The 14,192-nt window shown below is 36.1% G+C and carries 13 protein-coding genes and 1 pseudogene; 9 read left to right on the top strand and 5 right to left on the bottom strand.

The genetic code is table 11. The features are described from left to right. Positions 1 to 19: 19 nt before the first annotated feature. Positions 20 to 805, bottom strand: a complete 786-nt coding sequence (locus DYE60_RS07875; RefSeq protein WP_115316066.1) for a 5'-methylthioadenosine/S-adenosylhomocysteine nucleosidase — start codon at positions 803 to 805, stop codon at positions 20 to 22. A gap of 400 nt (positions 806 to 1,205) precedes the next feature. Here DYE60_RS07875 and rppH point away from each other — a divergent pair. The 3 genes and pseudogenes from rppH to lgt all read left to right on the top strand — a co-directional run. Continuing rightward, positions 1,206 to 1,677 (top strand): annotated as a pseudogene (rppH, locus tag DYE60_RS07870) (RNA pyrophosphohydrolase); the annotation flags it as partial. 97 nt (positions 1,678 to 1,774) lie between these two features. Continuing rightward, complete coding sequence (locus tag DYE60_RS07865; RefSeq protein WP_115316450.1) at positions 1,775 to 2,569, top strand: sulfite exporter TauE/SafE family protein; 795 nt, start codon at positions 1,775 to 1,777, stop codon at positions 2,567 to 2,569. Positions 2,570 to 2,583: 14 nt separating this feature from the next. Next, entirely contained in the window at positions 2,584 to 3,378 is a 795-nt protein-coding gene (gene lgt / locus DYE60_RS07860; RefSeq protein ID WP_115316064.1) for a prolipoprotein diacylglyceryl transferase, read from the top strand. A gap of 518 nt (positions 3,379 to 3,896) precedes the next feature. Here lgt and DYE60_RS07855 read toward each other — a convergent pair. From DYE60_RS07855 to DYE60_RS07845, 3 genes are read right to left on the bottom strand one after another with little or no spacing between them, the layout of a single operon-like run. Continuing rightward, a complete protein-coding gene (locus tag DYE60_RS07855; protein WP_115316063.1) occupies positions 3,897 to 4,301 on the bottom strand; it encodes a phosphoribosyltransferase in 405 nt (134 codons plus the stop codon). An 18-nt stretch (positions 4,302 to 4,319) separates the two neighbouring features. Then, entirely contained in the window at positions 4,320 to 4,958 is a 639-nt protein-coding gene (gene pyrF / locus DYE60_RS07850) for an orotidine-5'-phosphate decarboxylase (RefSeq protein WP_115316062.1), read from the bottom strand. 1 nt (position 4,959) lies between these two features. Further along, positions 4,960 to 5,829, bottom strand: a complete 870-nt coding sequence (locus DYE60_RS07845; protein ID WP_115316061.1) for an amino acid--tRNA ligase-related protein — start codon at positions 5,827 to 5,829, stop codon at positions 4,960 to 4,962. A gap of 317 nt (positions 5,830 to 6,146) precedes the next feature. On the opposite strand from DYE60_RS07845, the gene DYE60_RS07840 reads away from it, so the two are divergent. After that, positions 6,147 to 7,181 carry a quinone-dependent dihydroorotate dehydrogenase gene (locus DYE60_RS07840; RefSeq protein ID WP_115316060.1) on the top strand — a complete coding sequence of 345 codons (1,035 nt, stop codon included), beginning with the start codon at positions 6,147 to 6,149 and terminating at the stop codon, positions 7,179 to 7,181. A gap of 95 nt (positions 7,182 to 7,276) precedes the next feature. On the opposite strand, the gene DYE60_RS07835 is transcribed toward DYE60_RS07840, so the two are convergent. Further along, complete coding sequence (locus DYE60_RS07835) at positions 7,277 to 8,818, bottom strand: PTS transporter subunit EIIC (RefSeq protein WP_115316059.1); 1,542 nt, start codon at positions 8,816 to 8,818, stop codon at positions 7,277 to 7,279. Between the two features lie 336 nt (positions 8,819 to 9,154). Here DYE60_RS07835 and DYE60_RS07830 point away from each other — a divergent pair, with 336 nt between their 5' ends. The 5 genes from DYE60_RS07830 to DYE60_RS07810 all read left to right on the top strand — a co-directional run bounded on the left by DYE60_RS07830 (position 9,155) and on the right by DYE60_RS07810 (position 14,176). Continuing rightward, positions 9,155 to 10,906 (top strand): ABC transporter ATP-binding protein/permease, encoded by a 1,752-nt coding sequence (locus tag DYE60_RS07830; RefSeq protein ID WP_115316058.1) that lies wholly within the window; start codon positions 9,155 to 9,157, stop codon positions 10,904 to 10,906. After that, positions 10,899 to 12,557, top strand: a complete 1,659-nt coding sequence (locus tag DYE60_RS07825; RefSeq protein WP_115316057.1) for an amino acid ABC transporter ATP-binding/permease protein — start codon at positions 10,899 to 10,901, stop codon at positions 12,555 to 12,557. The genes DYE60_RS07830 and DYE60_RS07825 overlap by 8 nt, the downstream gene beginning before the upstream one ends. Positions 12,558 to 12,726: 169 nt before the next feature. Then, positions 12,727 to 12,888: a hypothetical protein gene (locus tag DYE60_RS10230; protein WP_172460389.1), complete on the top strand. Its 162-nt coding sequence runs from the start codon at positions 12,727 to 12,729 to the stop codon at positions 12,886 to 12,888. 408 nt (positions 12,889 to 13,296) lie between these two features. Then, entirely contained in the window at positions 13,297 to 13,695 is a 399-nt protein-coding gene (locus DYE60_RS07815) for a hypothetical protein (RefSeq protein ID WP_245942692.1), read from the top strand. Positions 13,696 to 13,903: 208 nt separating this feature from the next. Then, complete coding sequence (locus tag DYE60_RS07810) at positions 13,904 to 14,176, top strand: hypothetical protein (RefSeq protein WP_115316055.1); 273 nt, start codon at positions 13,904 to 13,906, stop codon at positions 14,174 to 14,176. Positions 14,177 to 14,192: the final 16 nt, after the last annotated feature.

Genomic DNA, 14,192 nt, shown 5'->3' with positions numbered 1-14,192 from the left:
TTATTTAACTACATTGTGGTTATTTCAATGCTTTAATAAAATCAACGACAAATGATTGAACCCATTGTGCGGTGTCTGGATTAAATTCTTCACTGTGAATTTCACTATTAGAAAGAATTCTAATTCCAATAAATGGGATATGATATGCCGTTGCAACCTGTGCAGCCGCTGATGTCTCCATCTCTTCACTGGAAGTACCAAATTGCTTATGAATAAAGTTTATTCGTTCAATTTCTCGATTCCATTGATCTGCTGTACCAATCGTTCCTTTTATAACTTTGCCGTGATTATAAGGAATGTGAATTGCCTTATTTAACATTTTAGGATCGCTTGAGAAATGGGTATATTTTTCCTGTTGATTATCTTCATTACGAAGACGCTGTACAACATCAAAAAATAATTGGTCTTGCATGGCTGGGGCGATATTTGGGTCTTTATGCTCAGTACGGAATGCTCCAAAATTTACTATTTTTTCTCCTAATACAATATCGCCCTGATGAAGACTAGGATCGTGCCCGCCTGATGTGCCTTGATTGATGATTAACGTTGGCTGATATTTCTCTATTCCCAGCGTCGTTGCCGCTGCAGAATTGGTTAAGCCAATTTCAGTGCGAGAGATAATTACATTATTATCCCCCATTTTTCCTTTCCAAAATGTCCAAGAACCAATATGTTCTTTGTTCGCATTTTGTAATTGACTGATCATATAGTCAACTTCCATATCCATAGCTCCCTGTACTAAAATGGTCTCGTTTGAGAAGGCTATAGTGGGTAATAATGAGAAAAGCACGAGTAATTTTTTCATAAAAATTCCTTAATATAAAAGTAATATAGAAAAACTGCTTGAATTTAAGCGGTTATCTTGCAGATTATTTTGGTAAGTAGTGTTTAAGACTACTAACAAAATAATTCGGTTGTAATACCTAGTTTAGGTATTTGAAAATTAAGTATTTTTACACAAAACCATAAGTTGATTTTTATATTGCCCATATTTTAGCAAACGTTTGCTTTTTTAACAAGGATTGATGATTTTTTGTAAAAGGAGGAAAGTAGCAACGCATAAAAGAGCATAGTTATATGGCAAATAATGCTATTTTTGTATTTCCTTAATATTTGCTATCCAAATTAGTCTTTCAGTTGCCCAATAAATAAAAGTATGAAACAATCTACCTTATTTTTAAAGTTTGAAAAATAAGGCGGTCAGGTTGATCGATTCTGATGGATATCGCCCAAATGTTGGTATCGTTATTTGTAATAAGAAAAGACAAGTTTTGTGGGCAAAACGGTTTGGTCAAAACTCTTGGCAGTTTCCGCAAGGAGGCGTAAAAGAGGGCGAAAACATTGAAACAGCAATGTACCGTGAGCTACAAGAAGAAGTCGGTTTGACAAAAAATGATGTGCAATTATTGTGGGCATCTAAATATTGGTTAAGGTATAAATTACCAAAACGTTTAATTCGTAATGATGCCTCTCGCCCTGTATGTATTGGGCAAAAACAGCGTTGGTTTTTATTACAATTAGTAAGCGATGAAAGTGCGATCAAGCTAGATGCGACAAAAAATCCTGAGTTTGATGGCTGGCGTTGGGTTAGTTTTTGGTATCCTGTGCGTCAAGTGGTATCGTTTAAGCGAGATGTTTATCGAAAAGCAATGAAAGAATTTGCACAAATATTGATGAACAGTAATATTGAGCAATCTGATGATGTTGAGCGTGATGAAGAGCATTATCCAAAGCGTCAACATCGTCGTAATGCTTGGAGAAAACGTTAGTGTCTATCGCTATTTTGGGTGCATTTTTAGTGCTAGGGGCAATTTCAGGGCTGTTGGCTGGATTATTCGGCATTGGCGGTGGAATGGTTATTGTGCCAGCACTGGTTTATTTATTACCCAAAGTAGGTGTGCCAGATGATTTAATTATGTCGATGGCATTAGGCACCTCATTTTCTACTATCGTTGTGAACACCTTCTCAGCAGCACAACACCATCACAAATTAGGCAATATTGAATTTTCTGTGATAAAAGTGTTTGTTCCAGCACTAATGATTATGGGATTTCTCACAGCTTCTATCGTTACCGACTTACCAAAACACATTATCACAAAATTGTTTTCGGTATTGATGTTTTATTTATCACTTAAAATGTTTTTATCCATAAAATCACAGAAAGTAGCAACTAAACAATTAACGGTACGGTCTATGATTACGGCAGGTAGTGTAATTGGTGTATTAGCCAGTTTAGGTGGCATTGCGGGTGGTGGTTTTATCGTCCCTTTTTTAGAAGGACGCGGTTTAGCACTGAAAAAAGCGATTGGCACATCATCTTTTTGTGGCTGTTTGCTTGGACTAACAGGAATGTTGAGCTTTATGTTTTATGGCTATAATATTCCCAATTTACCTGATTATTCCTTAGGTTATGTTTATTTACCCGCCCTATTTGGCGTGGTGTCTGTGTCATTTTTTACCTCAAAATTAGGGGCGAAATTGGCGGCAGTGTTATCTGTAAGCATATTAAAAAGAGCGTTTGCATTACTGCTAGTCGGGATTGCAATCAATATGTTTTTTAAATACTAAATATAAGAGTAAAAATGTACGAAAATTATTTAATTTATCCAAATATTGATCCTATCATCTTCCAAATTGGTCCGATTGCATTGCGTTGGTATGGTTTGATGTATCTTATCGGTTTTGCTTTTGCCTATTGGCTAGGTACTCGTCGAGCAAAGCAATCTAATGGTCTGTGGACAGTAGAACAAGTTGATCAACTGCTTTATAACGGCTTTTTTGGGGTTATATTAGGCGGACGAATTGGCGATGTGTTCTTTTATAGTTTTGATAAACTAATGGCAGATCCATTGTATCTTTTCCGTATTTGGGAAGGAGGAATGTCATTTCACGGTGGGCTTATCGGTGTGATTATTGCAATGCTTTGGACAGCTCGTCGTCAGAAGCATACCTTCTGGCAAACGGCGGATTTTGTAGCACCTTTAATTCCTTTTGGTTTAGGAATGGGGCGTTTGGGTAATTTCATCAATGGCGAACTTTGGGGTCGAGCAACGGATGTATCGTGGGCGATGATTTTCCCCCACGTTGATATGCAACCTCGCCATCCTTCACAACTTTATGAGTTTTTATTAGAAGGCGTTGTATTATTTATCATTCTAAATTTATTTATTCGTAAAGCACGTCCACTGGGTGCGGTGTCAGGTCTATTTTTAATAGGTTATGGTTGTTTCCGCTTTATTGTGGAATTTTTCAGAGAGCCAGATATGACGCTTACTCTTGATTTAGATATTATTACACGTGGACAGTTATTATCACTTCCGATGATTATTGGCGGAATCGTTATAATGATGGTGGCGTATAAAAAAGCACAGAAATAACGAATTTCCTAGTATCAATCAAGCGGTGATATTTTCTAAAAAATTTGCAAATTTTAATGAAAATATCACCGCTTGTTTTTATCTATAATTAGTTACTTTGCCAAAATAGAGGCTCTAATGTAATACGGTTTGAATTCAGTCTGGGGTTTCGCCTCTAGCGAAGAGTACGACACCTTGTAATTTATCAAAACCTTGTTGGGTAGTGCTATTTTTTACTTCTTATTATTAGCAATCAAGCGGTGATATTTTTTCAGAAATTTGCAAATTTTAGTGAAAATATGACCGCTTGTTTTTTATCTATAATTAGTCATTTTACCAAAACAGTGGATCTAATGTAATACGGTTTGGATTCAGTCTGGGGGGGCATTCCTTGCAAAGAGAGCAACACCTTGTCATTTATCAAAACCTTGTTGGGTAGTGCTATTTTTTACTTTTTATTATTAGCAATCAAGCGGTGATATTTTTTCAGAAATTTACAAATTTTAATGAAAATATCACCGCTTGTTTCTTATTTATAATTAGTCATTTTGCCAAAACAGTGGATCTAAATGTAATACGGTTTGGATCCAGTCTGGGGTTTCGCCTCTTGCGAAGAGTACGACACCTTGTAATTTATCAAAACCTTGTTGGGTGATGTCATCTAAAATTTTATCTTTTGCTTCAAACATTGAGCCACCTGTTGTGAATACATCGTCCACGAGTAAGAAGGTTTTATTTTCAGGGGTGATATATTTTTCTAGGGCCTTTTGTAATGCAACACCACCACGTGGAATGCCGTACACGCCACCGAAGGTAAATTTGCGTGAGATTAAGAATGCAAGGGTGTCTAAATCTGCTTCGCTAAGTGCATCACATTCGATTTTAAAATCAGAGAAGCCCCCTGAGTGCATTTGAAAGCGTTGTTGGATAAAAAGATTATTCATTGATGTCCTCTCTATAAGTTATTTAGTGCAAAATTGATAAAATTTTTCGGTCTGTTGCTTAATATGTTGTGCATTCATTATGGGGCGACCGACCACCATATAATCACAACCTCGTTCCAGTGCTTGCTGTGGTGTGACACAATTTTGATGATCGTCTTTATTTTCAAAACGAACTCCGGGTGTCACAAGGGTAATCTCATTGCCAAATTGCTGGCGGAGTTCTGTTAGCATAAAACTTGGGGTAATAAAGCCTTGAATGCCACAATTCAAATTACGTTCTACGGTATTGAGAAAGGTTGTGGTATTGCCGATATCACTGGTTAGTGAGATAACCGCAAGGGGCTGACATTGGTTATCACAGCTTTCAACCACCGCTTTTAATCCGTCATTGCTTGATGTTCCCCATACGGTAATCATTTCAAGATATTCGAATGCGTTGCGATAACCCGTGATGGCTCGAGCCATTGTGCTTGGGATATCGTGTAGCTTAAAATCTAAAAATAAGGGGGTATCTTGAATGATTTTTTTAATGGTTTCTTGCCCCATTGTAAAAGGGATATGCCCGAGTTTAACGTGAGAAATCATCGCCTTTGTTTGGTCTAAGACCTGTGATGCCCTTTGGACATCACAAGTATCTAATGAAAGAATCAGTTTCATATTAGATGATGTTACAAGTTTTTAATGCGTGCATCATACGAGTTACACCGATTCCGCCGCCGCAACGCTCGAAGAAATCTAGGCTTAGATAATCTTCTAATTCTTGTAATACACGCGCTTTACCAAATTTGTTGAAAAGTAGATTTGCGTATTCGCCATCTGAAATTGTGTGGAAAGCGTGTCGCATTTCATCGGCATTCACTGCACGTTCTGCTGAACCGATGGTTTCTTGTCCGCAGATAATTGCATCAATTTTACGTGCCTTGTTTTGTCCTTCGTGGCTACGCATATTCCAGAATGGGCTGGTGTAGTTAGGGAAGTCGCAAAGTAATGCAACGTTGCCATATTCTTGGTAAATTTTCGCTTCTTCGTGATTATCAATGTCTGTTGTGCCATATTTTTCAGCGATTTCAGCATAATCGATATGTGGTACAGCATCAGGGCTATCGACTAAGCCTAAGTGTGTCACTAATTCTTTTTCTAATTGTGCTAATTGCTCTAATCCGCCGTGTGTTTCAAATTCAAACATTGGGAAAATTGTTCTGTGGCGATCTGGAATTGGGTTTGGTTCTGCTCGGTAAGAGGTTGAAAGACAGAAGTAACCTGGCACATTTGGTTTGGTTAAAAGTTCATACTCTAACCACATTTGCCCCGTTTGTGGTAGTGGCCATACTTCGCCTTCGAAGGTGTAAGTGCTAACGGTGGTTGGGTCTTCACAAGCGGCTAAGATAGATAAACGTGATTGTGTTGGTACTTCAATAAATCCTTTTTTGACAAAAAACTCACGTAGTAATGCAACGGTCTTGCTGTAATCTTCTGAATTGATTAAATCATTTGCATAAACGCCAGATGTGAAAGTTTTAGTGCTCATTTTTACTCCTTGATTGTGTGTTGTGTTGAAATTTAGGCAAAAAAAAACCACCTAAAATAGGTGGTTTAAAAATAAATAATAATTTGAAATTGAAAAGGGAATAGCCAAAGACAATGCTCTGTTTTTTCGTTTCTTGATTAAAACACAATAGTTCATTTTCTATGCTTCCCTTCGTCTAGGCTCAAAATTGTGCCGTATGATATAGATAAAATATTTTTAGTCAAGGATTTTTTTGTAAAAAATCTAAAAAAATTGACCGCTTTGCATTTCATCAAAAATGTGTTATTTTTTATTTCCCAAAAATAGAGGGGATTTTTATGTATAAAAAAATAGTGCGTCCGATACTCTTTTGGTGTGATCCTGAAACGGCTCATTTGATAGTTTTTTATCTACTCAAATTATTCTCTTTTCTGCCCTTTATTCCCCCTTTAATCCGTAAAAAATATTGCCTTAATGATCCTAAATTAACCCAAAAAATACTCGGTTTGACCTTTAAAAATCCGGTTGGTTTAGCTGCTGGATTTGATAAAAATGCTACGCTGTATAACGAATTGGCAAATTTCGGATTTGGCTTTATTGAGATTGGCACTGTGACACCAAAAGCGCAATCGGGTAATCCTAAAAAACGGCTGTTTAGATTAGTCAAAGATAGGGCGATAATTAACAGAATGGGTTTTAATAACAATGGGTTAGATGAAGCAATTAAACAGCTTAAAAAAAATAAACACAAGGCAATTATTGGCGGAAATATTGGCAAAAACACCACAACAAAACCAGAAAATTATACCCAAGATTATGTGCAATGTTTTCAAGAATTACACCCTTATGTGGATTATTTTTCAATAAATATTAGTTGCCCAAATGTGTCTAGTCATAAAAAATTACAAGAAATAAATTACCTAAAAGAATTACTTTTAACCCTGCAAAAAATAAATCATCAGTTTGCTAAACCTCGTCCGATTTTATTAAAAATTTCCCCCGATTTAACCCCTCAACAATTAGATGAAATTATCCGTTTAATTTCAGAAACTAGCATTGATGGCGTGATTGCGTGTAATACATCAACAACACGAGAAAATTTACAAACGCCGATTTCAACATTAGAAAAGATCGGCAATGGCGGATTAAGTGGCAAACCGATTAAGGATCGTAGCACAGAAATTATTCGTTATTTAGCCAAAAAATCCCAAAAAAGTTTTGTGATTATTGGGGTTGGTGGGATTCACAGCGAGCAAGATGCACTGGAAAAATTGCAAGCAGGGGCAGATCTTATCCAAATTTATACGGGTTTTATTTATGAAGGGGCAGGATTGGTTAAGCGTATTAACAAAAAGTTGCGAGAGGTTTGGTAAATAAATGAGCAATAAATATAAAAGCCAGTAGAAAAATTTCTACTGGCTTTTTACATCATTCATTCAATATGATTGATATTAAATTGAAATGATGATTAGTTTTGTTCTGCAATTCTTGCTTTTGCTGCTTCTTTTTCTTCTGCTGTACGGTAATCAAGGAAGATGATTAAGAAGAATGGAATTAAGAATGCCACTAAGATTGATACTGCATATACCCACATTGGTTTAAATACAGGAATAGTAAGTAGTGATGTAAATGCAAACGCATTTGTTGTTACACCGTTTACTACGCTTGCAACACCTTGGTTTACAACTTCGTGAGAAGTTAATGAACCTAAAATAGCAATTACAACACCACCGATGAAACAGCCTGGAAGCATACGTGAATATACTTTTTTGAAGCGTAAATGGATACCATATAAAGAAGGCTCTGAGATACCACCGAATAAACCAGCAGCTAATGCACCCACAGAAGTTTGACGCATTACAGAGTCTTTTTCACGCCATGATAGGAATAATACCCCTGCTGTTGCACCGAAACACGCAAAGTTCCATACACCCATTGGACCTTGAATGAAGTCATAACCAAGCGTTTGGATGTTTAATAGCATCAATGCGTTTAATGGCCAGTGTAAACCAAGTGGTACTAAGAATGGATAAAGCATAGGGATAATGATTGCAAATAAGAATGGAGCATTAGCATTCATCCACGCTAAACCGATACCTAATTTATTAGCGGCAAAAACACCGATTGGTCCTAAGAAGTATGCTGTAACAGGAATCATAATTACAAGCGATAAGAAAGGAACAAATACCATATGTAAATTTTCAGGGAAAACTTTTTTAAGGAAACGATATACAACCGCAAGTACAGCAACCATAATAAGTGGTACAAAAACTGAACCTGAGTAATCGTTCCAGATCATATCAAAACCAAAAATATTCGCTGTAAAGCTATCTGTTCCTAATACTGGGTTTTTAGTCACAACTGTGGTTGCAAGATTTTTGATACCCATAAAATCAGGCGTCATTAAAGCACCCATAATTGCAGCACCAACCCAAGGGTCAACATTCAGTTTTTTAGATGCATTGTATGCAATCATAATTGGTAAGAAATAAAATACTGTTTTCCACATTGCTGTTACTAACACCCAACCACCTGATGGATCGTCAAAAGCAACAATGTCTAGTGAACTTAATGCCGCACGGAATGCGATAATTAAAGATGCCCCTAATAACACGCCAAGAATTGGACGGAATGAATCAGAAAGATATTCAAAGAAGTTATCAATCCAAGCGATTTTACCACGCACACCTTGATTACGAAGTGATGTTTTTAATTCATCATTAGATTGAGCATTGCTTGCTGAACCACTTTTCATAGAAGGTAAAGCTTTAATTTGATTAAGAACAGTCATTACTGCACCACCAATAATCACTTGATAGCGATTACCTGATTGTGGTACTGACCCCATAACCTCTGGAATTGCGTCTAACACTTCCTTGTTAGCTAATGTACCATCGTGGAGCTCAAAACGAAGACGAGTAGCACAACATGTAACAGATTTAATGTTTTCTGCACCACCAACGCCATCAACAATGGCTTGAGCAACAGGTATATTACTTTTATTTTCCATATGAATGTTAACTCCTTTATATGAATTTATAATAATTGTGAGAATTTAAACGAAGAATAGATATTGTCTCCCCCTAAAATTAAGGGGGATAGCAAATGAGCTATAAACATCCATTCGGGTATTAAATATACCATATTTAGCGATATTTAGATAATTCAATTTGTGGTTTTATCCAAATGTTTCCCTTCTTTATTTATGAAGATACAAGGTTTGTTAAAGTAATAAATAAATGTTGTTGAATTTTTGTAAATAAACCAGAAACTAATGCAAATAATTACGATTTAAAGTATGATCTCAACCATCAATAATCTCTATTTTTTTAAGGAAAAAATTTTTATGATGATAGATAAACGTTTGATCGGAACGGTAACTGATAGCAAAAAATGGATTGCGGTAACGGTGCTGTGGAACTGGGTGGCACTGGTTGGCGGTATTGTAAGTGCGGTAGTTTTTGCGTGGGTATTGCAACAGGCTTTTGATGGCTCACTTTCATTAGGCGGTGGCATTTTTTACGCCATTATTTTGATCGTTGCACTAGGTGTGCGAGCCTTTGCGGGCAGTATGTCAGTCAAAGCCTCTTATAAAGCGAGTACCGATGTAAAACACAGATTACGTACCTTAATTTTTGAAAAATTGGCATCAATGCCATTAAATCAGGTTAATCAACAATCTACATCATCAATTATTCAGGTAGCGTCGGAGGGGGTTGAGCAGTTAGAAATCTATTTCGGTCGTTATTTGCCACAGCTTTTTTATAGCTTGCTTGCACCTTTAACCTTATTTGCCTTTTTGGTGTTTTTCAATGCACCGACAGCGTTGATTTTGTTGGTTTGCGTACCGTTAATTCCGATGTCTATCATTGCAGTCAATAAAATCGCTAAAAAATTATTAAGTAAATATTGGGCGATTTATGTCGGCTTAGGCAGTAGCTTTTTAGATAATTTACAGGGGTTGATTACCTTAAAAATCTATCAAGACGATGAACATAAATCCCAAAAGATGGATGAGGAAGCCGAGCATTTTCGTAAAATCACAATGAAAGTTCTCACAATGCAGTTAAACTCCGTTTCATTGATGGACTTGCTGGCTTATGGTGGAGCAGCGGTAGGGATTTTAACCGCATTATTGCAATATCAAGACGGTAATTTAGGGATTTTCGGTGTGATTTTATTTATTTTATTATCATCAGAATTCTTTATTCCATTGCGTTTACTCGGTTCATTCTTCCACGTTGCAATGAACGGTAAAGCCGCGTCCGATAAAATCTTCACTTTGTTAGATACGCCTGTTGAAGAAAATCAGCAAGCGGTCAAATTTGCCGTGGAAAATGCAATTTCAGTGGAAATTAACAATCTTCATTTTGCGTACTCTCCTGAAAAACAGGCGATCAACGGTTTGAACTTAACTATTCAACCAAAACAATTAACAGTCTTTGTGGGTAAAAGTGGTTGTGGAAAATCAACCTTAGTGTCATTACTAATGGGCTTTTATAAAGCCCAACAAGGCAAGATTTTATTCAACGGACAAGAAATTCAAGACGTGGAACGCCACTCTTTCTATCAACACGTTTCACTCGTGAGCCACAGTTCGTATATTTTCAAAGGTAGCTTACGAGAAAATATGTTAATGGCAAACTTAGAGGCGAGCGATGAGCAAATCTATCAAACCTTAGCGCAAGTCAATTTAGCGAATTTCGTGCGTGAAAATGGCGGATTAGATATGCCATTATTAAGTCGTGGTAGCAATCTATCAGGCGGACAAATTCAGCGTTTAGCCCTTGCTCGTGCTTTATTGCACAATGCGGATTTATATATTTTTGATGAAGCGACCAGTAATATTGACGTAGAAAGTGAAGAGATTATTCTCAACTTTATCCAAAAACTCAAAAATGAAAAAACCATTGTGATGATTTCGCATCGCTTAGCCAATGCCGTGTGGGCGGATAATATTTATGTGCTACAACAAGGCGAACTGGCAGAACAGGGCAATCATCGTCAGTTAATGGATAAACAAGGTATTTACGCTGAAATGTTTAATCAGCAACAGAATTTAGAAAGTATCAGAAACGGGGGAAATAACAATGCGTAAAAATGGATTTGTTGTGATGTGGCATTTATTAAAATTAGTCGCACCACTGGCTCACATTATGAGTCTTACCGTAATCACTGGCGTGTTAGGTTTCCTTTCTGCGATTTTTATAATGGTGCTTGGTGCAATGGGCTTGGCGAGTTTGCTTGATTTTCAAATGCACTTAGAATTACGCAGCGTGCTGATGATTTTAATTATCTTGGCGGTTTCTCGTGGTCTATTGCGTTACTTAGAGCAAATGTCAGGGCATTATATTGCCTTCAAATTGCTCGCATTATTGCGTGAAAAAGTCTTTACTGCACTGCGTAAATTAGCCTTTGTAAAATTACAAGATAAGCAATCAGGACAGCTTGTTTCTCTGGTCACTAACGATATTGAATTGTTAGAGGTTTTCTACGCTCACACTATCGCACCGATAATGATCGCGTTCTTAACCTCTACATTATTATTAGTTGTGTTCGCTCATATTTCAATTTGGTTTACTATTATCGCTTTTTTAGCCTATCTCACAATTGGCTTTATTTTACCAATTATTACCACCAAAATGGCACGAGAAGACGGACGCAAATACCGTGATTTAGTCGGCGAAATGAACGACTATTTCTTAGATAGCGTGCGTGGAATGAAAGAATTACAACTTTTTGGCAATGAAAAACCACGCTTAGATGAAATCAATCAACGCAGTGAAAAAATTGACCAAGCATTTTTAAAAATCAAACAGCAAGAAGGCAAAGTACGTTCTTACACCGAGATTGCAGTATCCGCTTTCAACATCGTGATTTTATTCGCAGGTTTAATTCTATTCTATTACCAACAGATTGATTTTGCAGGCTTATTAGTGGCAGTGATCTTATTGATGTCGAGCTACGGACCTGTGATTGCGTTAAGTAATTTATCGAGCAATTTACTACAAACCCTCGCGAGTGGCGAACGTGTTTTAACCCTATTAAATGAAACGCCAGATTTGGAAGATGTGGTGGATAGCACCGATTTAGATAACGTTGAACAAATCACAGTAGAAAATTTAAGCTTTGCTTATGAAGATGAGAAGATTTTATCGGATCTCAACTTAACCATAAACAAAGGCGAAATCGTGGGAATTCACGGACGTAGCGGAAGCGGTAAAAGTACCTTACTGAAATTGATTATGCGTTTTTATGATCCACAAAGTGGAAAAATCACCATAAATCAGACCGCTTTGCCACAGATTAACACGGCGAGTTTGCGTGATCATATCGCTTACATCACACAACAAACCTATATTTTCAACGAAAGTATTTATGAAAATATCCTAATGGCAAACCGCTCGGCAACCAAAGAACAAGTGATCGAGGCAAGTAAAAAAGCGTCATTGCACGACTTTATTATGAGCTTACCAGAAGGCTACGACACCAAAGTCACTGAGCTTGGCAACAATTTATCAGACGGCGAAAAACAGCGTATCGGTATCGCACGAGCCTTCTTACACAACGCTTCGATAATTTTACTTGATGAGCCAACCAGTAACTTAGACAGCTTAAATGAAGCGATCATTTTACAATCGTTACAAAAAGTAAAACAGGATAAACTGATTATTCTTGTGAGCCATAGAGCCTCGACAATGGCGATTTGTGATCAAGTGATTGAAATTGAAAATGGGCGAATGTCTTAATCGTTCACAATATGGGTACAGCAAATGCTCTGTACCCACAAATTACAAAATTTTTAATCAAAATTACTTTTTAACTTAGACCGAAAGGTTTAATATAAGAAAGTTATTGAGCGACACAATAAATGCTCAACACTTGTTATCAAATATCAAGCATACTAAGGAGCAAAAAATGGAACTCACACTTCAAGAAATCATTAAGTTTGAAGAACACAAAAATGATTTTTACACCGCAGAAGAACAAGCGTTAATTAGACAGCTCGACGCAGGAAAAATTGAAACTCAGTCTCACGATCAAGTTATGCAAGAATTAAAAGAATTTTTAAAATTATGATGAAATTTGATTATCAGGTTGTTTGGAGTGCGACAGCAAAAAACAGCTTTTTGAACAAGCTGAATAGATCTTAAATAATTCTAAAAATATTACAACGACATTAAATTTTTATCAAAAAATCACAAAAGAAGTGGATAAATTAAGTTATCTGGCTGATGTTTACCGATATAAAGAGCATAAATTTTTAGTGATTTTAAAAAAATATAAAGTTAAATTCTTAATCAGTAATAACAATGTTTATATTGTTGAGTTTAAATCAACAAGGCAACAATAGTGATATTATCACAAAATTTGCAAAATCCTTTTAAAATGTAACCGCTTAATCAATATGATAAGCGGTTATTTTTTGCCTGAAATTTACCATTTTCTTAATTAAAAAACGTGAAAATCGTAAGGATTATAATCCTTATGTTAGTTATTGACATAACTAACAATTCCTTCCTACTAGACTTAAAAAAATTTTGGAGATTTTTAATGAAAAGAAAAGCAATTCCTTTATTAGTGTTAAGTGCTTTGTTATTATCAGCTTGTACAACAAGAGTTGCTGATTTAACAGTTGCAAGTTCTAAAAATATGAATTTAAATTCTACTAAATTAGCATATGGAAAAAGAGTTCAAGGAATACATCAGTCAGCTAGCATTGCTAATATGAAAGAAGCAATGGATAGAGCGATTGAGCAAGATAGATGTGTAGTTGGACTTTCAGATGTTGTAATTAGTGTTAAACAAGGATTTTTTACTGTTGGATATGTTGTTAAAGGAACACAAATCATTGATCGTAGCTTACCGGGTTGTTCTAATAGATAGCAAATTTTTGCTATTTATTAGGTCAATTTGAAAAATACTTTTAAAACTCAACCGCTTAATCAATATGATAAGCGGTTATTTTTTGCCTAAAATTTACCATTTTTTCTCAATCAAAAAACGTGAAAATCGCAAGGATTATAATCCTTATGTTAGTTATTGACATAACTAACAACTCTTTCTATTAGACTTTTTAAAAAGGAAAAATAAGATGAAAATTCGTTGTAAACATTGCGGTCATAAGGATAGTTTTAATCGAGAATTATTAGTAAAAATTATTGGTGGAGTAATGCCTGTTGGAGGTTTTTCAGCGTGGGTTACTTATTTTTTTGCAGGAACAGGATTTGCTTTTCCTATTTGTGCAGCACTTGTTGTTGGTGGCGTTGGTATCCTTGTTTTTAAGGATCAAATTGTGCATTGGTTAAGCGATCATTATGATTGCCCTAGCTGTAATCATTCAAATTGGGAACTATTGAAAGATTGATTAAATAAGGGACGTT

Origin of the sequence: Phocoenobacter uteri, assembly GCF_900454895.1 — a bacterium.
Taxonomy (GTDB): Bacteria; Pseudomonadota; Gammaproteobacteria; order Enterobacterales; family Pasteurellaceae; genus Phocoenobacter; species Phocoenobacter uteri.
This window is presented reverse-complemented; position numbering and strand designations above follow the sequence as displayed.

Coding starts and splice junctions, on each gene's coding strand:
- DYE60_RS07875 (WP_115316066.1), bottom strand. CDS start 805: ATGAAAAAATTACTCGTGCTTTTCTCATTATTACCCACTATAGCCTTC.
- lgt (WP_115316064.1), top strand. CDS start 2,584: ATGTACGAAAATTATTTAATTTATCCAAATATTGATCCTATCATCTTC.
- DYE60_RS07855 (WP_115316063.1), bottom strand. CDS start 4,301: ATGAATAATCTTTTTATCCAACAACGCTTTCAAATGCACTCAGGGGGC.
- pyrF (WP_115316062.1), bottom strand. CDS start 4,958: ATGAAACTGATTCTTTCATTAGATACTTGTGATGTCCAAAGGGCATCA.
- DYE60_RS07845 (WP_115316061.1), bottom strand. CDS start 5,829: ATGAGCACTAAAACTTTCACATCTGGCGTTTATGCAAATGATTTAATC.
- DYE60_RS07840 (WP_115316060.1), top strand. CDS start 6,147: ATGTATAAAAAAATAGTGCGTCCGATACTCTTTTGGTGTGATCCTGAA.
- DYE60_RS07835 (WP_115316059.1), bottom strand. CDS start 8,818: ATGGAAAATAAAAGTAATATACCTGTTGCTCAAGCCATTGTTGATGGC.
- DYE60_RS07830 (WP_115316058.1), top strand. CDS start 9,155: ATGATGATAGATAAACGTTTGATCGGAACGGTAACTGATAGCAAAAAA.
- DYE60_RS07825 (WP_115316057.1), top strand. CDS start 10,899: ATGCGTAAAAATGGATTTGTTGTGATGTGGCATTTATTAAAATTAGTC.
- DYE60_RS10230 (WP_172460389.1), top strand. CDS start 12,727: ATGGAACTCACACTTCAAGAAATCATTAAGTTTGAAGAACACAAAAAT.
- DYE60_RS07815 (WP_245942692.1), top strand. CDS start 13,297: ATGTTAGTTATTGACATAACTAACAATTCCTTCCTACTAGACTTAAAA.
- DYE60_RS07810 (WP_115316055.1), top strand. CDS start 13,904: ATGAAAATTCGTTGTAAACATTGCGGTCATAAGGATAGTTTTAATCGA.